This window comes from Catenulispora pinisilvae (assembly GCF_015356865.1).
Lineage (GTDB): Bacteria > Actinomycetota > Actinomycetes > Streptomycetales > Catenulisporaceae > Catenulispora > Catenulispora pinisilvae.
The window spans coordinates 1-20,751 of sequence record NZ_JAAFZA010000190.1 but is presented as its reverse complement, the minus strand read 5'-3'; the positions used below and the strand labels follow the sequence as shown (position 1 = coordinate 20,751).

General features: G+C 70.1%; 21 protein-coding genes. 5 read left to right on the top strand and 16 right to left on the bottom strand.

The window, feature by feature from the left end:
• Positions 1–194 precede the first annotated feature (194 nt).
• From IZR01_RS36395 to IZR01_RS36375, 5 genes are read right to left on the bottom strand one after another with little or no spacing between them, the layout of a single operon-like run.
• Positions 195–842, bottom strand: a complete 648-nt coding sequence (locus IZR01_RS36395) for a UbiX family flavin prenyltransferase (protein ID WP_194893798.1) — start codon at positions 840–842, stop codon at positions 195–197.
• Positions 843–872: 30 nt separating this feature from the next.
• Positions 873–1,208 carry a type II toxin-antitoxin system PemK/MazF family toxin gene (locus IZR01_RS36390; RefSeq protein WP_323746282.1) on the bottom strand — a complete coding sequence of 112 codons (336 nt, stop codon included), beginning with the start codon at positions 1,206–1,208 and terminating at the stop codon, positions 873–875.
• The gene (locus IZR01_RS36385; protein WP_194893797.1) at positions 1,205–1,426 is read right to left on the bottom strand and encodes a hypothetical protein; all 222 of its coding nucleotides are present in this window, start codon (positions 1,424–1,426) and stop codon (positions 1,205–1,207) included. Before IZR01_RS36385 ends, IZR01_RS36390 begins: the two co-directional genes overlap by 4 nt.
• A 37-nt stretch (positions 1,427–1,463) precedes the next feature.
• The gene (mqnP, locus tag IZR01_RS36380) at positions 1,464–2,444 is read right to left on the bottom strand and encodes a menaquinone biosynthesis prenyltransferase MqnP (RefSeq protein WP_228554451.1); all 981 of its coding nucleotides are present in this window, start codon (positions 2,442–2,444) and stop codon (positions 1,464–1,466) included.
• Entirely contained in the window at positions 2,444–3,934 is a 1,491-nt protein-coding gene (locus tag IZR01_RS36375) for a menaquinone biosynthesis decarboxylase (RefSeq protein WP_194893796.1), read from the bottom strand. Before IZR01_RS36375 ends, mqnP begins: the two co-directional genes overlap by 1 nt.
• Positions 3,935–4,044: 110 nt before the next feature.
• Between IZR01_RS36375 and IZR01_RS36370 the strand changes: the two genes are divergently transcribed.
• On the top strand, positions 4,045–4,446 hold the full coding sequence (locus IZR01_RS36370) for a PLDc N-terminal domain-containing protein (protein ID WP_194893795.1): 402 nt from the start codon (positions 4,045–4,047) through the stop codon (positions 4,444–4,446).
• A 64-nt stretch (positions 4,447–4,510) separates the two neighbouring features.
• On the opposite strand, the gene IZR01_RS36365 is transcribed toward IZR01_RS36370, so the two are convergent.
• Complete coding sequence (locus IZR01_RS36365; protein ID WP_194893794.1) at positions 4,511–5,950, bottom strand: hypothetical protein; 1,440 nt, start codon at positions 5,948–5,950, stop codon at positions 4,511–4,513.
• Between the two features lie 279 nt (positions 5,951–6,229).
• Here IZR01_RS36365 and IZR01_RS36360 point away from each other — a divergent pair, with 279 nt between their 5' ends.
• On the top strand, positions 6,230–6,931 hold the full coding sequence (locus tag IZR01_RS36360; RefSeq protein ID WP_323747197.1) for a DUF4230 domain-containing protein: 702 nt from the start codon (positions 6,230–6,232) through the stop codon (positions 6,929–6,931).
• Between the two features lie 8 nt (positions 6,932–6,939).
• Here the strand turns inward: IZR01_RS36360 and IZR01_RS36355 are convergent, their stop codons facing one another.
• The 10 genes from IZR01_RS36355 to IZR01_RS36310 all read right to left on the bottom strand — a co-directional run bounded on the left by IZR01_RS36355 (position 6,940) and on the right by IZR01_RS36310 (position 17,063).
• Positions 6,940–7,455 (bottom strand): hypothetical protein, encoded by a 516-nt coding sequence (locus IZR01_RS36355; protein WP_194893793.1) that lies wholly within the window; start codon positions 7,453–7,455, stop codon positions 6,940–6,942.
• Between the two features lie 95 nt (positions 7,456–7,550).
• Complete coding sequence (ccsB, locus tag IZR01_RS36350; RefSeq protein WP_323746280.1) at positions 7,551–8,633, bottom strand: c-type cytochrome biogenesis protein CcsB; 1,083 nt, start codon at positions 8,631–8,633, stop codon at positions 7,551–7,553.
• A complete protein-coding gene (gene resB, locus IZR01_RS36345; RefSeq protein ID WP_194893792.1) occupies positions 8,630–10,315 on the bottom strand; it encodes a cytochrome c biogenesis protein ResB in 1,686 nt (561 codons plus the stop codon). Before resB ends, ccsB begins: the two co-directional genes overlap by 4 nt.
• Positions 10,316–10,334: 19 nt before the next feature.
• Complete coding sequence (locus tag IZR01_RS36340) at positions 10,335–11,159, bottom strand: cytochrome c biogenesis CcdA family protein (RefSeq protein WP_194893791.1); 825 nt, start codon at positions 11,157–11,159, stop codon at positions 10,335–10,337.
• Between the two features lie 10 nt (positions 11,160–11,169).
• A complete protein-coding gene (locus IZR01_RS36335; RefSeq protein ID WP_194893790.1) occupies positions 11,170–11,751 on the bottom strand; it encodes a TlpA family protein disulfide reductase in 582 nt (193 codons plus the stop codon).
• A 205-nt stretch (positions 11,752–11,956) separates the two neighbouring features.
• Entirely contained in the window at positions 11,957–12,610 is a 654-nt protein-coding gene (locus IZR01_RS36330; RefSeq protein ID WP_194893789.1) for a histidine phosphatase family protein, read from the bottom strand.
• A 99-nt stretch (positions 12,611–12,709) separates the two neighbouring features.
• Positions 12,710–14,029 (bottom strand): glutamate-1-semialdehyde 2,1-aminomutase, encoded by a 1,320-nt coding sequence (gene hemL, locus IZR01_RS36325; protein WP_194926489.1) that lies wholly within the window; start codon positions 14,027–14,029, stop codon positions 12,710–12,712.
• Positions 14,030–14,041: 12 nt separating this feature from the next.
• Complete coding sequence (locus IZR01_RS36320) at positions 14,042–14,500, bottom strand: DUF7919 family protein (RefSeq protein WP_194926488.1); 459 nt, start codon at positions 14,498–14,500, stop codon at positions 14,042–14,044.
• Positions 14,497–15,981: an MFS transporter gene (locus tag IZR01_RS36315; RefSeq protein WP_194893786.1), complete on the bottom strand. Its 1,485-nt coding sequence runs from the start codon at positions 15,979–15,981 to the stop codon at positions 14,497–14,499. The genes IZR01_RS36320 and IZR01_RS36315 overlap by 4 nt, the downstream gene beginning before the upstream one ends.
• Before the next feature lie 17 nt (positions 15,982–15,998).
• A complete protein-coding gene (locus IZR01_RS36310) occupies positions 15,999–17,063 on the bottom strand; it encodes a DUF3027 domain-containing protein (protein ID WP_267254943.1) in 1,065 nt (354 codons plus the stop codon).
• Positions 17,064–17,188: 125 nt separating this feature from the next.
• Here IZR01_RS36310 and IZR01_RS36305 point away from each other — a divergent pair, with 125 nt between their 5' ends.
• The 3 genes from IZR01_RS36305 to IZR01_RS36295 all read left to right on the top strand — a co-directional run bounded on the left by IZR01_RS36305 (position 17,189) and on the right by IZR01_RS36295 (position 20,618).
• Complete coding sequence (locus IZR01_RS36305) at positions 17,189–19,003, top strand: MFS transporter (protein WP_323746278.1); 1,815 nt, start codon at positions 17,189–17,191, stop codon at positions 19,001–19,003.
• Positions 19,004–19,107: 104 nt separating this feature from the next.
• Complete coding sequence (locus IZR01_RS36300; protein ID WP_194893785.1) at positions 19,108–19,755, top strand: futalosine hydrolase; 648 nt, start codon at positions 19,108–19,110, stop codon at positions 19,753–19,755.
• 8 nt (positions 19,756–19,763) lie between these two features.
• Entirely contained in the window at positions 19,764–20,618 is an 855-nt protein-coding gene (locus IZR01_RS36295; protein WP_194893784.1) for a 1,4-dihydroxy-6-naphtoate synthase, read from the top strand.
• Positions 20,619–20,751 lie beyond the last annotated feature (133 nt).

The following is a 20,751-nucleotide window of genomic DNA, read 5'->3' as shown; positions in this document are numbered from 1 at the left end:
GCTTTCGACACCCCGCTCAGCCCGCCAGATCTCTCCGACGAACCAGGGCCTGCTACTGGGCGCTCCGGTGCTTACCCAGGCGGGACTCACACCCGCCGGTCTGGGACAGCTTGCAGGACGCAACATGCGCGCAGGCTACTGAGAGGGCTTACGTCTATGCACCGTCCGAACACCCCGCATCTCAGGCCTCGGACTCAGCGCGTCGACCCCAGCTCACCGCGCCACCGCTCGAAGAGCGTGTGCGGCACCCCGAGCACGTCCAGGATCTTGCCCGCGACGAAGTCCACCAACTGCTGCACGTCCTTCAGCCCGGCGTAGAACCCCGGCGCCGCCGGCAGCACCACGGCCCCGGCCTCGTCCAGCTCGACCAGATGCCGCAGGGTCCCCCGGTTCAGCGGCGTCTCCCGGACGCAGACCACGACCGGCCGCCGCTCCTTGAGATTCACATCGGCGGCCCGCTGCAAGAGGTCCTTAGACAGCCCCAACGCGATCCCCGCGACCGCCGCGGTCGAGGCGGGCACCACCACCATCCCCTTGGCCCGGTAACTCCCCGACGACGGCCCCGCCGCGAAGTCGCCGGCCGGCCAGTACCGCACCGCGTCCAGCCGCGGGTCCTCCCCGGCCCACCCGAGCCACGCCGCCAGATCCCCGCGCCAGTGCGCGTCCCGGAACGAGATCCCGGTCTCGTCCAGCACCGTCAACCGCGCCGCCCGGCTCACCACCAGATCCACGGCCTCCCCGGCCTCGAGGAGCGCGCGGATGGTCGCCGCGGCGTAGGGGGTGCCGGAGGCGCCGGAGACGCCGACGATCCAGGGGGTGCGGGTGCTGGGGGTGGTGGTCACTGATCCATTGTCCGTCGGATTGTCGAGCGGCTAAACGTCGAGGATCCGGCGTAGCGCGAACTTGATTCTGCCGATCTCGGGCTCGGACAGGAAGCCGCGATGCGGACGTACGATCCGCCCTCGCGACAGCGCCTTGACCTGATCGCACATGGCGAAACCGGCGCGACCGTCGAGCATCACCCCGGGCTGGAACGGCAGCCCACGATCAGTGCTGGTACAGGGCACGACCAAGACCAAGCCGTTGGGGAGAGTACACGCGAACCTCGAACCGACGACGATCGCCGGCCGCCGTCCCGCCTGCTCCCGACCAGCCTGGGGATCGAAATCCATCCACCAGACCGACCAAGGCGTGACGACAAGGCTCACCCATGCACCTCGACATCCACCTCGGCGAGGTTCTCCGCCTCCGCCTGCATCTCCGCGAGTTGTCCGGGCGAGAGCCGGGCCAGGGCGGCGAACGACTCATGCTCGAAGAGCAGCACATCCAGCGCACTGTCCAGGCTCGCCCCGTTCAGCTCCGACGACGCTATGACGGCCAGCCGGTCCCGGTTGCGCGTGGTGATCTTCATCGTCGTCGTAGTCATACCTCAAGTATACCCGAGGTAGCCCCCTCGACACCGCTCAAGCCCCCAGCCCGCGCACGATCAGGTCCACCAGCGCGAAGCAGAACAACGACATCCCGACGAACCCGTTGGTCGTGAAGAACGCCCGGTTCACCTTCGACAGGTCGTCCGGCTTCACCAACGAGTGCTCGTACCAGAACGCCGCCGCCACCACGGCGATCCCGATCCACCACAGCACCCCGCCGTGCCCCGCCACGCCGAACCAGATCAGCAGGCCGAGGGTGATCACGTGGGTGGCCACCGAGGCCCGCAGGGCGGCCGCGATGCCGAACCGCGCCGGGACCGAGCGGACGCCGATCACCCGGTCGGCGGCCACGTCCTGGCAGGCGAAGATCAGGTCGAAGCCGCCGATCCAGAAGCCGACCGCCAGGCCCAGCAGCGTCGCCTGCCACGACCAGTGGCCGGTCACCCCGATCCAGGCGCCCATCGGGCCGATCGCCTGCGCGATGCCGAGGATGGCGTGCGGGTAGTTCGTGAAGCGCTTGCCGTAGGGGTAGACCACCAGCGGGACGACCGCGAGCGGGGCCAGGTAGAGCGAGAGCCGGTTCAGGGAGGCGGCCGCGGCCAGGAACACCACCAGGGCCGCGGCGGAGCCGAGGTAGGCCGTCTTCACCGACACCGCGCCGGTCACCAGCTCGCGCATCTGGGTACGCGGGTTCCGGGCGTCGATCTCCCGGTCGATGATCCGGTTCATCGCCATGGCGAAAGTGCGGGCGCCGACCATCGCGACGGTGATCAGCGCCAGCTTGGCCCAGCTGACGTGGCCGCTGGTCTCGAACATCGCCCACAGCGCGCTGATGTAGGCGAAGGGCAGCGCGAACACCGAGTGCTCGATCAGCACCAGGCGCAGGAACGCCCGGGTGCCGCCGACCAGCCCCTGGGCGCTGTCGGGGGCCTCGTTGACCTCGCGGGTGGTGCCGGTCACTTCGGTGCCGGCCGGTTCGGTGCCGGTGGGTTCTTCCACGGGGGCGGCGGACATCAGAGGCCGTATTCCTTCCAGCGGCGGTCGACCTTGGCGGCGGTCATCGGGTCGGAGGTGATCATCTCGGGCCAGCCCCGGTGGTACCCCTCCTCCGGCAGCTTACGGGTCGCGTCGATCCCCGCCTTGCCACCGTAGAACTGCTGGTAGGAGGCGTGATCCAGATGGTCCACGACGCCCTCGACCACGGTCAGGTCCCGGGAGTAGTCCACGTTGCCGAACGCCCGCCAGGCCACCTCGGCGTAGTCGTGCACGTCGCAGTCGGCGTCCACCACCACGATCAGCTTGGTCAGCGACATCAGGTGCGCGCCCCAGATCGCGTGCATCACCTTCTGCGCGTGCTTGGGGTAGCGCTTGTCGATCGAGACGATCGCGCAGTTGTGGAACCCGCCGGCCTCCGGCAGCGCGTAGTCCACCAGGTCCGGGATGATGATCTTCAGCAGCGGCAGGAAGAACCGCTCGGTGGCCCGGCCCAGCGGACCGTCCTCGGTCGGCGGCCGGCCGACCGCGATCGACTGGAACACCGGGTCTTCGCGCATCGTCACCGCCGTCACGGTCAGCGCCGGGAACGGCTCGACCGGCGTGTAGAAGCCGGTGTGGTCGCCGAACGGGCCCTCGGGCAGCGTCACCCCGGGCTCCAGCCAGCCCTCCAGCACCACCTCGGCGTTCGCCGGCACCTGCAACGGCACCGTCTTGCAGTCCACCAGCTCGACCCGCTTGCCCTGGACGAAGCCGGCGAACAAGTACTCGTCGATGTCCGAGGGCAGCGGCGCGGTGGCGGCGTAGCTGACCGCCGGCGGGCAGCCGAACGCCACCGCGACCGGCAGCCGCTCGCCCCGGCGCTGCGCGACCGCGTAGTGGTTGGTGGAGTCCTTGTGGATCTGCCAGTGCATGGAGATGGTGCGCTTGTCCTGGCGCTGCAAGCGGTACAGGCCCAGGTTCCGCGACCCGGTCTCCGGGTGCTTGGTGTGGGTCAGGCCCAGGTTGAAGAACGAGCCGCCGTCCTCGGGCCAGGTGTGCAGGGCCGGCAGCAGGTCCAGGTCCACGTCGTCACCGGTGAGCACGACCTCCTGCACCGGCGCCTTCTTCACGTGCTTGGGCGGCACCGATTTCAGCTGCGCGGCCTTGCCGAGCGCGTCGCGCAGTCCCGAGACCCCGTGCGGCAGTTCCGGCTTGAGCAGGTCGCCGATCCGCTCACCGATCTCGTCCAGGTTCTTCAAGCCCAGGGCCAGGCAGAGCCGTTCCTCGGTGCCGAAGACGTTCATGGCCAGCGGGATCGGCTTGCCGTCCGGGGTCCGCGCGCCGCGCACGTTCTCGAACAACAGTGCGACATTGTCGATGGGCGCGTGGCGGTCCTCCCGGGGCGCCTTCTGCACCCGGTCGGTGATCTCCCCGACCTCCAGGTGCGGGTCGACCTCCGCACGGACACGCTTGAGCTGCCCCCGCCGTTCGAGGGCCTTCAAGAAGGAGCGCAGATCGTCGTAGGCCATGGTGACCAGTATGTGTCAGAGCCAGGAAGAGCCCGGTACCGGTCCCGTAGTGAAGGCAACGCGGTTACTGTTGAATACAGAAAACCCACGAGTCCCCGGGAGGCTGGGCGTTGCTCCGTTTCGTGGTCCAGTGGCTGGTGCCGATCGCACTGGCCATCTTCGCCTGGGTCGACTGTCTGCTCACTCCGCGCCCCTGGGTCCGGTTCCTGCCCAAACCGGTGTGGGCGATCCTGATCGTGGTGCCGTACGTCGGCGCCCTGCTGTGGATTTTCGCCGGCCGGACCGCGCAGCCGCGCGATCCCAGACGCCGCGCCACCGACGCGCATCCGGGGTTGTTCGCCTCGCTGGGCCGCGGCGGCTCGCACCAGGCCCGGCCGCGGATCGTCGACACCCCGGACGGGCGGACCCGCGCCGGCACGGCGCCGAGCACCTGGGCCGTGGCGCCCGACGACGACCCGGAGTTCCTACAGCAGCTCGGTGAGCAGCTGAAGAAGGACCGGCCGGAGAACTGAGCCGACCAGGAACCAAGCTGGCCGCGAACCGACGGGGCCGGGAACCGAGCCGGCCGGGATCGGCTCAGCTCGAGGACTGCATCGTGAACCCGAACATGTGCCGGTCCATGGTGAACACCGGGTCGGAGTACGAGTGCGCGAAGTCCTCGAAGCTCTCCCCGACCGCCTCGACCAGGTAGTCCCCGATCGGCTCGGCCAGTCCGACCCGGCGCGTCGACCACCGGGCCCAGGCCAGCGCGGCCGGCTCCAGCAGCTCCAACTGCGCGTCGTCGGCGTTCACCCGGGCCGGGATCAGGACGTTGATCAAGGTGTCGAACTTCTCCGGCCCGAACAGCGGCGGGTCGCCGGCGAACTCGGTGAGCCCGAGCCGGGCGAACACCTCGCCCCACTCCCGGACGATCGCCGGATGCGGCAGCCCGCGGGCGTCCTCGCCGGCGGCGAACTCGTCGAGCAGGGCGGGCAGGTCGTCCAGGTCGTAGCCGAAGTCGGCGCCGCCGGGCAGTTCGGCGGGCTCGGGCAGGACGGCCAGCCGGGAGAGCATCAGCGCGCGCAGGGCCGCGAAGTCGTCGCCCTCCTCGTCGTCCTCGTCCTCCTCGAACTCCTCGTGGCCCTCGCCGTCCTCGGAAGCCTGCGGCTCGGTGTTCTCCAACGCCGCCAAGGCGTCCAGCTCGGCGAACGCCTCGTCCACGGTCGCCGCCTCGATCCCGGCGTCCTGCTCGAACTCCTCGTCCAGCTCGTCCAGACCGTCCTCGGCGTACTCGTCCTCGTCCTCATCGTCGTCGACCAGCGTCTCGCGCACCGCGGGCTCCAGCCGCCGGCGCAGTTCTGCGGCCTCCAGCCGGTCCAGCGAGAACACGCCCTCGGGCCCCTCGGAGAACTCCGCGCGGATCTCGCCCAGGATGTCCGGCAGGTCCACCGGGTCCACCAGCAGGACCTCGACCACGGTGCCCTGCGCGTTGTTGGCCACGGTCGCGGTGAACGCGTACCGGTCCTTGCCGCGCTTGAAGGCCGCGATCAGCAACTCGCCGTCGGCGAACACGTCGGAGACCGACCAGGCCTCCAGGAACTCGACCTGTTGCAGCGCGGCCCCGTACCACTCCGGACGCCGCACGCCCTTGCGGAACAAGCGCTCCGAGGCCTGCCCGGCCCGCGCGGCCACCTGCGGCGAGGCCACCGACGCCAGCGCGCACAGCACGGCCTGGGTCCGCGGCGACCCGACCAGCTCCAGCACCTCGACCAGGCCCAGCTCGGCGCCCTCGGGCTCGTCGTCCTGCTGTAACGCCGCGGTCCACAGCCCGCCCAGGAACGCCGAGGCCCACAGCTCGGCGTCCAACGGCGTCCGGACCGTCCGCGGGTCCCCGTAGACCTCGTCCAGCGCGTCGAAGAGCTGCCCGAACTCCGGCGGCAGCTCCGGATGCCGGGCCGGCGAGGGCGGATGCGCCCGCCGATTGGGCACGCCGGGACGCGAGGAGTGGTGGGGCTGACGACGCGGCTTGGGTCTCACACCTTCATGCTCTCAGATCGCTGGAGCCCGGATGCGGGCAATCCCCGACACAGGGCACCACAGACCGCGGCGGCAACCCATTCGGATGGAGATGGCCTTTATGGAACCCGCCGAACATCAGGGACAACAACAGCATCACGATGAGGAAGATCAGGGCGAACCATAAACACCCGGCCCGTCCCGACCGACGTTCGCGCCGCTCACGGTCCCCACCACGCCTCTCAACCCGCACACGGATCGCCGCCATAGGTCATAAGATAACTGCGATAGGGGGTGCCCGTGGCGGCTAAGGATGAGCCTGTCGAAGAAGGCTCGCAGAACGGGGAGACCCGCATCATCGTCCGCACCGAGAGCGCGGGCCGACGATCAGGCATTCTGCGCTGGGGTGTGATCGCGGTGGCCGGCGTCGTGGTCCTCGGATTCCTGGGATCGCTGACGAACTTGCTGCACTTCAGCAACCCGTTCGGCGAGACCACCACCACCCGCAGCAGCCCGGTGCTGTTGAAATCGATCACCGAACTCAAACGGTTCGAGGCGGCCAGCGGTGAGTTCCAGGTCGTGACCGAGGTGCAGAACTCCTCGTGGCTGCCCTCGTTCCTGGCCGGCAGCGACACGTTCTTCCTCGGCGACGGCACCGTCAACGCCTTCGTGGACTTCAGCAACCTGGACACCAAGCACGTCATCGTCTCCTCCGACCGGCTGTCGGCGACCATCACGCTGCCCAAGCCGGTGCTCGACCCGACGGCGCTGGACGTGCACAAGTCGTACATCATCGGGCAGCAGGAGGGCGTGTTCGACCGGCTCTTCAACAACGACCCGAACCAGGTCCAACCGCTGCTGGTGGAGGCCACCAAGCAGATCGACGGCGCGGCCGCGAAGAGCCAGCTGGTGCCGATCGCGGAGAAGGACACCACGACGATGCTGCAAGGCTTCCTGCACACGCTGGGGTTCACCGGGACGATCACGGTGAACTTCAAGTAGGCGGAAGGCTAAGGCTGGTAGGGCGGGTCCACCGAGGTCGCCTCGGGGACGATCTTGCCGTCCTTGAAAACCACCGCCGTGCAGTCCAGCTGGTCCTTCGGGCCCAGATCCGTGGCCGATGCGGGAAGATTCGCGATCGCCACGTTCCCATGGACCTCCCAAACGGTCAGCACGCTGGAGCCGGGGTCGTCATACACCGCTCCGGCGGTGTCCTGGGTGAGTACCGTCTTCTGCGCGGACAAACCGGTGATGCGGGCCTGCTCGGCGATATCGGCGACGGTCGACGCGGACAGTCCGAACGCTTGCAGTTTGAGTTTGATGGTGTCACGTACGTCGGCTTCGCACCGGTCGATGGCAGGGCCCTTGTGCCAGTGGGCGTTCCACAGGGCCACCGCGCCGAAACCGCCCGCGATGACAGCTACGAGCGCCACGCCGAGCCCCGCACTGATGGCCGCGTTCCGACGCCTGGACCGCCCGGGCCGGGCCGGGAGTCCGTAACCAGCCTCCGGCGCGGTCATGGTCATGGTGGTGCCTCCCCGTGTTCCTGGCAGCTCCCCGCCTCAACGCCAGCGGCGCCGAGCAACCGCCCAGCGCCGCGCTTCGCCACTACTTTGTCAGGCTACTTCACCCCGGCGTAGGAGTGCAGTCCGTTCACGAAGATCGACACCACGAAGTAGTTGAAGATGAAGCAGCCGTAGCCGACCAGCGCGATGACCGCGGCCTTGCGCCCCTTCCAGCCGCGCGTGGCACGCGCGTGCAGGTAGGCCGCGTACACCACCCACGTGATGAACGCCCACGTCTCGGTCGGGTCCCAGCCCCAGTAGCGGCCCCACGCGTGCTCGGCCCAGATCGAGCCGGCGACGACCGTGAACGTCCAGATCGGGAACGAGAACGCCAGGATCCGGTACGCCGTCAGGTCCAGCTTCATCGCCGACGGCACGCGCTGCCACATCGAGTTCGGCTTGGCGGTGCCCAGCTTCGCCTTCGTCTCGTAGTGGGACTTGACCAGGTACAGGATCGTCGCGACCGTCGCCACCGTGAACATCCCCGAGCACAGGACCGCGGCCGCGACATGCACGATCAGCCACGGCGAGTGCAGCGCCGGCACCAGCTGTTCGGCGTCCTTGTACAGGACCTCCATCGCCACCCCGAGGATGGCGACGATGACGCCGGTGACGAACACGCCCAGCCAGCGCGCGTTCTTGCGGAACAGGAGCCCGACGTAGAGCGCCATGGCGACGGCCGAGCCGGCGATGGTGAACTCGTACAGGTTGCCCCACGGCACCCGGTGCGCGGCCAGCCCGCGGCAGACCACGCCGGTGATGTGCAGCACCAGGCCCAGCACCGTGGTGCTGACCGCGATGCCGCCGGCGGTGATGGCGCGCAGGTTGCCGCCGTCGATCGCCTGGGTCGGCTCCTCCACGGTCGGCAGGTCGTCGAGATCGTCCAGGTCGTCGAGGTCGTCGAGGTCGTCCAGCCCCGACAGGTCCTCCGGCGCCGAGGCGCCCTTGCCGCCGACCGCGACCAGCGCCTCGGTCTGGGCCTGCGCCGGCACCTTCGCGGCGGCCGCGGTCTCCACCACGAACGTCGACTTCCGTCCGAAGACCCACTCGGCCGTATAGGCCAAGAACGCGATGAGGTACACGAACATCGCGCCGTAGATGGCGTAGTTCGAGAACCGCGCCAACGACTCGTTGATCACTTCTGAGCTCCCGCCTTCGACGGACGCAGACCCCTGCCCACGCCTCTTACCTCCTCGCGCAGGCGCGAGTCCTCAGCCCGCGCCAGCCCGGCCACTTCGACCCGCAGCGCCTCCTGGCCCGCCGCCGCCGGCTTCACCCGCACGAACACCCGGCGGCGCCGGATCCCCAGCGAGCCCAGCAGACCGGCGATGATGCCGATCGCCGAGACGAACACCAGCATCTTCGACGGGTCGTGGTTGAGGTCGAACTGCGCCCACTGCACCACCCCGTCGAACTCGATCGTCCCGGTCCCGTTGGGCAGGGCGACCGTGTTCTTGCCCGGCTGCAAGGTGAGCACCACCGCCGGGTTCGTCGGGTCCACCGAGTTCGGCAGCTTCACGCGCTGCGCCCGGCTGACGTCCATGGTGTACACACCCGGGTTCGGCCCCAGGTTCCCGGTGTAGGCGCTGAGCACCAGCGCCGGGTTCGAGGCCGTCGGGAACAGCGACACCGCGCCCAGGCCCGGGACCATCTCGCCCGGGTAGTCCGGGATGAAGATGCCGGACAGTCCCAGGTCCTGCGGGCTGCCGAACTGGTCGGTGTAGCCGTTCTTGACCTTGTAGATGCCGGACCCCACGCCCATCGCCCCGGAGTCGAAGAACTCCACCGGCTGGTGGTCCACGATCGCCTTGCCGGTCTTGTCCCGCACCGTGATGACCGGCGAGTAGCCGTGGCTGCTCAGGTAGACGCTCACGCCGTCCACGTTCAGCGGGCTGTTCTCCTTCACGACCGCCTTCTTCGACGGCGACGTCGGCGAGGGGGTGTACATGACGTCCGCGGTGAAGTCCCGCGCCTGGCCGTAGTCCGGGGCGTTGTGGTTCGGCTCGTAGGTCGCGGTGAACTTTTGCAGCGTGAGCCCGAACGGCGGCACCTTGTTGGGGTCCACACCGCCGCCGAAGGAGTGGTCGTCGTAATACATCGCGATGTTGGTGAACCCGCCACCCTCGCTGATCACGACCTTGGCCTGGTAGCCGTAGTACCCCTTGATCGCGAACCCGGCCAGGATCCCCACCAGGGACAGGTGGAAGATCAGGTTCCCGGCCTCGCGCAGGTAGCCCTTCTCCCCGGAGACCCACCCGCCGCCGTCGGCGTCCACTCCGCGCACCACGCGGAACCGCTTCTTCTTCAGCGCCGCCTCCGCGGCACCGAGCCGGTCCTCTACAGAGGCGCCGGAGCCGTCGCTGAAGCGGAAGTGAGTCGGCATCCGCGCCAGGTTCCGCGGAGCGGCCGGCGGCGGCTTGCGCAGCACCTTCACATGCTGCCAAGTGCGCGGCAGGATGCAACCGATCAGTGAGATGAACAGCAGCAGGTAGATCGAGGAGAACCACACCGACTTGTAGACGGTGAAGAACTGCATGTGGTCCAGCAGCGGACCGAACGTCTTGTGCTTGGCGATCCAGACCGTCACCAGCGTCGGGTCGGTGTTGGGGCTGCGCTGCGGCAGCAGCGATCCGGGGATCGCCGCCAGCGACAACAGGAACAGCAGGATCAACGCCACCCGCATCGACGTCAGCTGCCGCCACGCCCAGCGCAGCATCTCCCACGAACTCAGCCGGGGCAGCGTGACGGAACCGGTGCCGGTGTCTTCCCGCGGCGCCGTCGTGAGGCTTGCCGCGTCCATCTCTTCTGTGGGCGATGCCATCGAATACGTCTCGTTCTATTTAGATCGGGGACTGGAAACCGGGTGTCTGGCCCTGGAGCCAGGTCACCATGTGGTCCCACTCACCGGTCACCAACAGGACGCCGATCACGACGAGCAGTCCGCCGCCGATCCGCATCACGGCCTGATAGTGGCGCTTCACATAGCCGAACGCCCCCATCGCTTTGCGGAACGCGATCGCGGTGAGGACGAACGGGAGACCCAGCCCCAGACAGTACGCCACCCCGATGAGAACCGAACGACCGGCGTTCCCGGAGTCGATGGACAGTGACGACACCGCGGACAGCGTCGGCCCCATGCACGGGGTCCAGCCCAGCCCGAACAGGATCCCCAGCAGCGGCGCGCCGGCCAGGCCGACCCGCGGGTCCTTGTGGAACCGGGCCTCGCGGTTGAACACCCGGCTGATCGCGCCCGGCACCACGCCGGCGAACGACAGGCCCATCAGTATCGTGATGCTGCCCAGCACGATCTGGATGGTGCGCTTGTGGGTGATCAGGAACCCGCCGCTCCAGCCGGCCAGCGACTCCAGCAGCACGAACACGATGCTGAACCCGAGCACGAACAGCAGCGCCCCGGCGATCATCCGGCCGCGCTTGGCCCGCGCCGCTTCGTCCAGCGTCTGGTCGCCGAGGTCCACACCGGTCAGGCCGGTGACATAGGAGAGGTAGCCGGGGACCAGCGGCAGCACGCACGGCGACAGGAACGAGATGAGACCGGCCGCCAGCGCGATCGGCACGGCCACCAGGAAGCTGCCGTCCTCCACCTGGGTCTCGGTGGAGGTGTAGCTGGAGGCCAGATGCGTGAGAACGGCGGCGGTGGCGCTCATCGTCGAGGGCTCACTTCCCCGACAGCACGGTATCGAGGGCGGCCGACAGGTCGGTGAAGGTCACCGGGCGCAGCGCCCGCCAGGCCAGGTCGCCCTTCTGGTCGATGATCAGCGTGGACGGCACCGAGCTCAGCGAGGTGATCCCGGCCAGCTTGGTGAGCAGCGACTCGCTGTCCCCGTCGACCAGGTTCGGGTAGCTGATCTGCTTGGCCTGCACGAACGCCTGGGCCTGCCCGGTGTTGTCGCGGGTGTCGATGCCCACGAACTGCACGCCCTTGTCCTTGTAGACCTCGTCGGCGTGCTCCAGATACGGCGCCTCGGCCTGGCAGGGATCGCACCACGAGCCCCAGATGTTCACGACGATGACCTTGCCCTTGAACGAGTTCATATCGAGCTTGGAACCGTCGAGCGTGCTCCCGGACAGCATCGGGAACGGCTTGCGGTCGCTGACGGAGAACGCGGCGGCGGTACCCAGACCGTCCTTGTTCTTCGAGCTGGATCCACCGCAGCCGGCCAGGCCGAAGGCCAGTGCGGCGGCGGTCACCACCGCGACGGCGGCCGACCTGCGTGTTCTATCCGTCCTGCGCAGCATGTGAAAAGTTTCGCATGCGCCCCCCGCGCTGCTGCGGCAGGGTCCCCGAATCGGACGAAGCGTCGCGCTCCGCCCAGGCCGGCGGACCCTGTGCAACGGCCCGGCGCGCCATCGCTGACGGCGCTATACGGACTACACGGGCTACTCCGTATAGCGCCGTATAGCGCCGCGTGCCGGGTGACAGGGTTCTCAGAACCGCTACGCGCTACGCGCCCGCGACGAACTTCTTCGAGTTCTTCACCGGCAGCAGATCCTTGGCCGGCTCGCTGTACCGGACCGCGGTGATCCGGCCGTCGGTGATCTCGAAGGAGGTCAGCGAGGCCAGCGTGCACTGCCGCTTGCGCGGGTCGTGCAGGAACGAGCGGTGCTCGGCGGCCAGCCGGCTGATCCAGATCGGCAGCTGGTGGCTCACGCACACCACCTCGTGGCCGGGCGCCAGCTTCGCGGCGTCGATCAGGGCCGCGTGCATGCGCACGACCTGCTCCTTGTACGGCTCGCCCCAGGACGGCTTGAAGGGGTTCCACAGCTTGAACCAGACCGAGGGGCGCTTGAGCACGCCGTCCCCGACCGAGAACTTCCTGCCCTCGAAGAAGTTCGCCGCCTCGATCAGCCGCTCGTCGGTGCCGGTCTCCAAATCGTGCCGGGCCGCGATGGGCGCCGCGGTCTCCTGCGCGCGCTGCAACGGGGAGGCCACGACCGCCTTGATGTCGTGGTCGGCCAGGTGGTCGGCGACCCGCTCGGCCATCTTGACGCCGAGGTCGGACAGGCGGAAACCGGGCAGGCGGCCGTACAGGACGCCGTCCGGGTTGTGGACCTCGCCGTGCCGCATCAGGTGGACGACGGTCTTGGTCTCGGCCATGACTTGTGGGGTCCTCTCGCAAAGGATCGGGGACGGGCGATCGGTATCGGGGGTGACAACCAGCCCAGCCGCCGGCGATCGGGGACGATCGCCGGACGTTCAGGACTTCTCGGCGGCGGCCGCGGCCTGGGCCGCGTACGGCAGGGCCGCCGCGATGGTCTCCACGGCGGCGGCGTCGTGCGCGGCCGAGACGAACCAGGTCTCGAAAGCGCTCGGCGGCAGGTAGACGCCGTGGTTCAGCATGGTGTGGAAGAACTCGGCGTAGGCCTTCGTGTCCTGCTGCTTGGCGTCCTCGTAGTTCTTCACCGGCTCGCCGCGGAACTGCACGGAGAACATGGTGCCCACGAACTGGACGGTGTGCGGGACGCCCTCCTTGGCCAGCGCCTCGGAGGTGAGATCGGCGATCTGGTGCGCGGTGGCGTCCAGGTGGCTGTAGACGTCGGGGGTGCAGTTCCGGAGCGTGGCCAGGCCCGCGGCGGTCGCGACCGGGTTCCCGGACAGGGTGCCGGCCTGGTAGACCGGGCCGACCGGGGCCAGGTGCTGCATGACGTCGGCGCGGCCGCCGAACGCCGCCGCCGGGAAGCCCCCGCCCATCACCTTGCCGAAGGTCATCAGGTCCGGGACCACGCCGTCGATGCCGTACATGCCCTCGCGCGAGGCCCGGAAGCCGGTCATCACCTCGTCGGAGATGAACAGCGCGCCATGTGCCTCGCAGGTGTCCGCCAGGAACTGGTTGAAACCGGGCTCCGGCGGGACGATGCCCATGTTGCCGGCCGCCGCCTCGGTGATCAGGCAGGCGATCTCCGGGCCGTGCGCGGCGAACGCGGCCTTGACCGCCTCGGGGTCGTTGTAGGGCAGCACGATCGTGTCGCCGGCCTGCGCCCCGGTCACACCGGGGGTGTCGGGCAGCGCGAAGGTGGCGACCCCGGAGCCGGCCGCGGCCAGCAACGAGTCGACGTGCCCGTGATAGCAGCCGGCGAACTTCACGATCTTGGTCCGGCCGGTGAACCCCCGGGCCAGCCGGATCGCGCTCATGGTGGCCTCGGTCCCGGAGCAGACCAGCCGGACCTGCTCCAGCGGCGCGATCCGGGCCACCATCTCCTCGGCCAGCTCGACCTCGCCGGGCGACGGCGCGCCGTAGCTGGCCCCGCCGCGCAGCGCCTTGGTCGCGGCCTCCAGCACCGCCGGGTGGTTGTGGCCGAGGATCAGCGGGCCCCAGGAGCAGACCATGTCGACGTAGCGGTTGCCGTCGACGTCGGTCATATAGGCACCCTCGCCGGAGGCGATGAACCGCGGCGTACCGCCGACCGCACCGAACGCGCGCACCGGAGAGTTCACGCCCCCGGGCGTGACCGCCCGCGCCCGGTCGAACAGGTGCTGGGACTGGGTCTCGGGGGGCTCGTACGGATGCGCGCTCATGCCGCCATGGTCTCAGATCCGCGCGCCGGCACCGCCATCGCGGTGGCCGCCGTCATCCGGCGCGACCCGCATCGCGGTCACGGCCTCGACGAACTCGGCCGGCGGCCGGTACCCGTGGTCCCGGATGTAGTGCACGACCAGGGTCGGGGCACTGAGCCAGCGGCCGTCGGGGGTCACGACGCGGATCTCGGCGTGGCCCAGGAACAGGACGCGGGTGCCGTAGACGGCGTTGTACTGGTAGTCGGCCTCGATCAGGTGCCCGAAGCGGCAGCCGTGGACGCCGCGGGTGGCGGCGGCGAAGTGATCGGCGGCCAGCGTGATCAGGTTGCGCCAGAAGACCGGGTCCGGATCGTCAGCCGCGGTCGGGAAGTCGTGGCCGGGGTCAAGCCAGCCGACCGCGAGGACTTCGACGCCCGCCGGGACGGTGTCCGGCAGATAGTCGTAGGGCGACAGGTCGGGGAAGTAGGTCATGCCGAAATGGTGCCCGACGCCACACCCCGCCGCCCGGAAACCACGACGGCCACCACCGCCGCCACGATGAAACCCGGCAGCAGCAAGTACGCGGTGTGGATGCCGACCCGGTCGGACAGGAACCCCAGCACGAACGGCGCCGTCCCGGCCGCCAGCCCGCTCCCGAACATGTTCACCGCACCGGCCAGCTCCGCGTGCCCGCCGGACATCTCGATACCGCGCGCCGATATCAGCGGGTACTGCAACGACACGCCGAGACCGGCCACCGCCAGCCCGCCGAACATCAGCACCGGGTTCGAGGTGGCCCAGAAGAGCCCGAAGCCCACCAGGTTGGTCCCGAACGCGGCGAGGATCAGCCGATCGATCGGCACCCGTAGCGCCAACCGCCCGCCGGCCGCTCGGCCGATAGCCATACCGGCGACGACCGCGGTGACACCGGTCGCGGCGACGCCGGCCGAGAGGTGGGCGCGGTCCTGGAGGAGGGTCGCGCACCAGAGGGTGAGGCAGAACTCGATGGCGCCGGCGCACACGCCCGCGACCTGGTTGAGCCAGAAGCGGCGGGGGAGGCTGCGGAAGGTCGCCGGGGGTGCTGATGGCGACTCGGCATCCGCGGCGCTGCGCGGAGCTGGGATCAGGGGGCTGCTGGTGTTGCTGCTGTTGCTGACATTGCTGCTTGAGCCTGGCTGATCGGCTGCGAATTCTGACACCGGCAGCTCGGCCTTGGCCCGGGAACCAGCAACCATCTGGTTGGCGGCCGCCTCCCGACTGCCTTCGCCCGAGCCGGACCACGCCACCGCAGCATCCACCGGCTCCAGCTCGGCTACCGACCCGAGCCCGTACGCCTCCACCGCCTCGCCGACCGCGACCGGTGGCTCCTCCCCCGCAGCCAGCCAATCCGGCTCCCGCACCCGTCCGAGCACCACATACAACACCCCGCTCAGCGGTGCGACCAGCAGCAGCGCCGTGCGCCAGCCGAGTCCGGCCGCCGCCGCGCCGCCCACCGCCAGCGGGGCCGCGACGCCCACGATGGCGGCGACCGCGTTCGCCTCGGTGATGGCGGCCGGGCCGAATTCGGGGCCGTGCGCGCGCGACAGTGCGGAAGGCACGGCTATGCACATCAGCGCCCCGAAGACGCCGCAGATCGCCGCCGCCGGAAGCGTTACCGGCAGCGCCGGGACGGCGCAGAACAGGCCCACCGACAGCGACAGGCCGACCAGGCCCCACCACAGCGCGGGGCGTGAGCCGCCCATCCGGCGGATGTACCAGGGGGCGGACATGCTGCCGCCGGTGACGCCGATCGCGTAGCAGGTGCTGTGCAGGCCGGCCACGCTCGCGGAGAGGTGGAGGTCGTCCTTGAGCAGGTTGATCGAGGGGCTGAAGGCGTAGAGGAAGAAGGCGAAGGCGCCGAGCTGGAGGTAGAGCAAGCGGGTCCAGCTGTCGTGCCGGACCCGCAGGACGGGCTCAGGGGAGGTGGCGCTCACATGTCACGCATCGCGGGTCAGCTTTCATCGACGGGCTCTTCCACTTCCACAGCGGCGGCCTGGGCCACGGCTTCGGCGCCGGATTCGACTTCGGCTGCGACTGCGGCCTCGGCGACGCCATCAGCGTCGGCCGCCTTAGCCGCCTCAGCCGGCTCCCGCACCGCGACCTGCTCGCTCACCGCGACCGCGGCGGCGGCCGCAGCGGCCTGCGAAGCCTCGTCGGCCGGCACCACCACCCGCTCGCCGAAGGTCACGGTGTCGTACACGTACTCGTCGACCACCGGCTCGGAGGTCGGATGCGTGGCGGGCACCACCGCGGCCTCCGAGTGCGCGCCGCAGCCGTAGTCCAGCGACACGACGCGGCCGTCGCTCGGCGCGATCTCGTTCGTGCACACGCCGAAGCCCTGGCCCAGCATCCCGGCCAGCGGGGTCAGGAACCCGCAGCCCGAGCAGCGGGCCGGGGCGGCCTGCGCCATCGGGGAGTGCGGGCCGAAGTCGCCCTCGTGCCAGCGCTCGGCGGCGTCCTCGCGGCCCTCGCGGGACAGGACCCGGGGCCGGCCCAGGCCCAGCTGGTAGCCGACCAGCGGCAGGGAGTCGCGGGTGGCCTCGCGGTAGGCCTGCGGGCGTTCCTCGTCGGCGCCGGTGTAGGCCGGGACCAGGCGGTTGTCGCCCTCGTCGGCCGGGAGCAGGTCGCCGGGGCCGAGGTCGCCGGGGCGCAGGCGCTCGTTCCAGGGCACCCAGTCCGGGGCCAGTACCGACTGGTCGCCGGCCACCAGCACGGTCTCGTCCAGGGTGACGAACTTGGTGCGCGGCGCGCGGGTGAGGGTCACGGCCCAGTTCCAGCCGCGGTAGCCGCGCTCCTTGCACTCGAACAGGTGGGTCACCACCCGGTCCCCTTCGGCGAGCATGCCGACGTGCCGGCCGACCTCGCCGATGCCGGCCACGTCCTCGGCCGCGGCCAGGGCCAGGTCGACCGCGTCGGCGCAGACCTGGTCTAGGACCGGCTGGCGTGCGCGCGGCCGGCTGTCTGCGGTGCGGGCTGGGGTGGCGGTCGCGGCGTTCACGCCTCGATTCTCCCCCATCCCGGGGGGTTCGTGTGACAGCGGTTCTCCAGACGGCGCATTCGGGCCGCTCTGAGGAGGTCGCGGGGAGGTCCCAATTGAATCATCGGCTCCCCACGTTCACTTTTTCCGGGCAGGATAGGGGCGTGGCCAAGGATCAGACGCCGAATCGGGACGGCGAGGAACGGACGCGGGTGTTCGACGCCCCGGAGGGGACCCGGCCGTTGATCCCACAGCCCCCGCCGCTGCCGCCCAAGCGGCCCCGGCGCGCAGCGGATCCGGGTACGGACCCCGGGCTGGCCGACACGCTGCCCGCGGGCGGTTCCTCAGCTTCCTCAGCGCCCCGCGGCAACCACCACGACCCGGTCCCGACCCGCACCATGCCCACCCAGGACCCGGACGGCACGCCGACCGCGATCCACGGTCCTGACGACCTGCCGACTGCGATCCACGGTCCGGACGACCTGCCGACCGCCGCCATCGACCTGGCCGCGACCCTGCCGGGCCTGGCCGAGGTCGCGCCGGAGCTGTCGGCGGCCGACATAGAGATGCTGACCCCGGTCCGCCCGGAGTCCGAGGCGGCGCGGATCCTGCGCCGGGTCGGCGAGGGCACCGAGGCCACCGGCCGCGCCATGGGCAAGGTCGGCGGTTTCCTGGGCCACCGGATCCGCAAATACACCGAGGCCGGCGGGGCCCGGGAGTCCGGGCTGTCCCGGCTGATCGAGCTGCACGCCGTGAACACCGCCGGCGACCTGCTGATCACCCTGGCCCTGGCGCAGTCGGTGTTCTTCGGGGTGCAGCCGGGGCAGGCGCGCGGCAAGGTGGCGCTGTACCTGGTGATCACGATGGTGCCGTTCGTGCTGCTGGCCCCGGTGATCGGCCCGCTGCTGGACCGGTTCGGCCACGGCCGGCGCATCGCGATGGCCCTGACCATGGCCGCCCGGCTGGTGCTGGCCCTGATCATGGCCCGCACCGTGAACGGCGACGCCAACCTGGCCCTGTATCCGGCGGCGTTCGGCTGTCTGGCCGCCTCCAAGGCCTACGGCGTGACCCGCAGCGCGGTGATCCCCCGCCTGGTCCCGCACGGGAGCACGCTGATCAAGGCGAACTCGCGCACCTCGATGGCCAGCATCATCGCCACCTTCGCCTTCGCCCCGATCGGCGGCCTGCTGGTCAAGCTGGGCGCGGCCTACTGCCTGGTCGGCGCGGCGCTGGTCTTCGCCTTCGGCGCCTACCTGGCCATCCGGCTGCCCTCGCACGTGGACTCGGCCGAGGGCGAGCAGAAGGCGCAGCTGCTGAAAAGGGACCGGAACATGGACCCCCGCCTGGAGGAGACCATGCCGAACCTGCGGCTGCGCTCGGTGGGGCCGGCGGTGCTGCTGGCGCTGCGCGCCAACGCCGCCTTCCGCTGCTTCTCCGGCTTCCTGACCATCTTCATGGCGTTCCTGGTCCGCTACCACCCGCTGGCCGGCTACAAGGACCTGGTCGCGATCGGCATGATCGCCGGCGCCGCGGCCGTGGGCAACGCCGTGGGCACCTCGCTGGGCTCGATGCTCAAGGCGCGCGCCCCGGAGGGCGTGATCTCGACGATGCTGGCCCTGACCACCGGAGCGGTCCTGGCCTGCGCCTTCTACTACAGCCTGATCACGGTCCTCACCGTGGCGGCGGTCGCGGCGATGAGCGCGGCGCTGGCCAAGCTGTCGCTGGACGCCCTGCTCCAGCGGGACACCCTGGAGCGGGTCCGCACGTCGGCCTTCGCCCGATCTGAGACACTGATGCAGCTGGCCTGGGTGGTCGGCGGCGGTTTGGGGATCGCGATGTCCTACCCGGGCAACGGCAACGGGACCCTCGCCTTCATCGTCGCGGCCATCGCCCTGCTGGCGGTCTGCGTGGTGACGTTGAAGGCACTGTCGGATTTGCGGTTCGTGGCACCCAACCCTGCGCAGGGCTTGGGAGTCTGACCAACCGTGAGCGCTCGCCGAACACGGCCCGCCGCCGGGCCGTCGCCCGGCGTGCGGCACGGCGGACACGCAATCCATATTCGCCGATGACGGGGAGTGACCCAATGTATGAGTTCTTGCTGGCGACGGCCGTCGGGGCCGAGCGCGACGCGCTCCAGCAGCGCGCCGACGGCCTGACGGTGATAGTCACCGGCGCCGGGCCCGCCGCCGCGGCGACCGGCGCCGCCTGGGTCCTGGCCTCCGAGCCCTACAAACTGGCGCTCTCAGTGGGTATCGGCGGCGGCTTCGCCCCGCGCGCCCCGATCGGCTCGGTGGTGGTCTCCACCCGGGTGGTCGCGGCCGACCTCGGCGCCGACTCCCCCGAGGGCTTCCTGCCGATCGAGGAGCTGGGCTTCGCCCCGCACGTGGAGCAACCCGACGAGCACTGGGCGGCCCGCATCCGCACCGCACTGAGCCAGGCCGGCCTGCACGTGGTCACCGGCGCCGTGCTGACCACCACCACGGTCACCGGCACCGCCGAGCGCACCGCGGAACTGCTGGCCCGGCACCCGGACGCGGCGGCCGAGGGCATGGAGGGCTACGGCGTGGCCAGCGCGGCGACGATGGCCGAACTGCCGTTCGTGGAGATCCGCGCGATCTCCAACGTGGTCGGCCCCCGCGACCGCGATTCGTGGCGGATCGGTGAAGCCATGGACGTCCTGGCCACCGTCGGCCAGACCCTGGCCGCCCTCCAGGCGCCGGGCGTCGCATAATCAGCGATATGGCTGCCACTGACCCCGGGTCCGGCGCTGCCGTCGGCGCGCCCACGAACGTCCTGCCCGAAAAGCTCTCCATCGCCTACTCCCCGTGTCCCAACGACACGTTCGTCTTCCACGCCCTCACCCACGGCCTGGTCCCCGGCGCCCCGGCGTTCGACGTGACCTTCGCCGACATCGACGTCACCAACTACTGGGTCCAGGAGGCGGACGCCCCGGACGTCCTGAAGATCTCCTACCCGGCCCTACCCCTGATCCAGGACCGCTACGAACTGCTGCACTGCGGCGGCGCCCTGGGCCGCGGCTGCGGACCCCTGGTGCTGTCACAGGGCGCGGTGTCGGCCGAGGCACTGGCCGGGGGCGTGATCGCGGTCCCCAGCCTGCTGTCCACCGCCTTCCGCCTCTTCGAGCTGTGGGCCGAGCAGAACGTGCCGAACGGAATGCAGATCAAGGTACTGCCGTTCCACGAGATCATGCCCGCGGTCGCAGCCGGCGAGGTGACCGCCGGCCTGGTGATCCACGAAGCCCGCTTCACCTACCAGAACTTCGGCCTGACCTGCCACACCGACCTCGGCCAGTGGTGGGAGGCACAGACCGGCCTACCGATCCCGCTGGGCGCCATCGTGGCCCGCAAGGACCTGGGCGAGGCGGCACTGACCGAACTCAGCGGCCTGATCCGGGCCTCGGTGGACCACGCCTGGGCCGACCCGAAGGCCTCGCACGAGTACGTGATGGCACACGCACAGGAGATGGACCCGGAGGTCGCACAGCAGCACATCGGGCTGTATGTGAACGAGTTCACGCGGGACCTGGGACCGGACGGGCTCGCGGCGGTCGAGGCGCTGCTGGCGAAGAGGTAGGGCTGGCGAAGAGGCAGTGCGCGCGAAGAGGTAGTGCTGGCTGCCGCCCGCTCGGCAAGACCGCGGCCCCGACGTCCTCGTGTCGGGGCCGCTTTGGTTTGGTTTGGTGGGGTGGGGCGGTGGGGTGATGTTG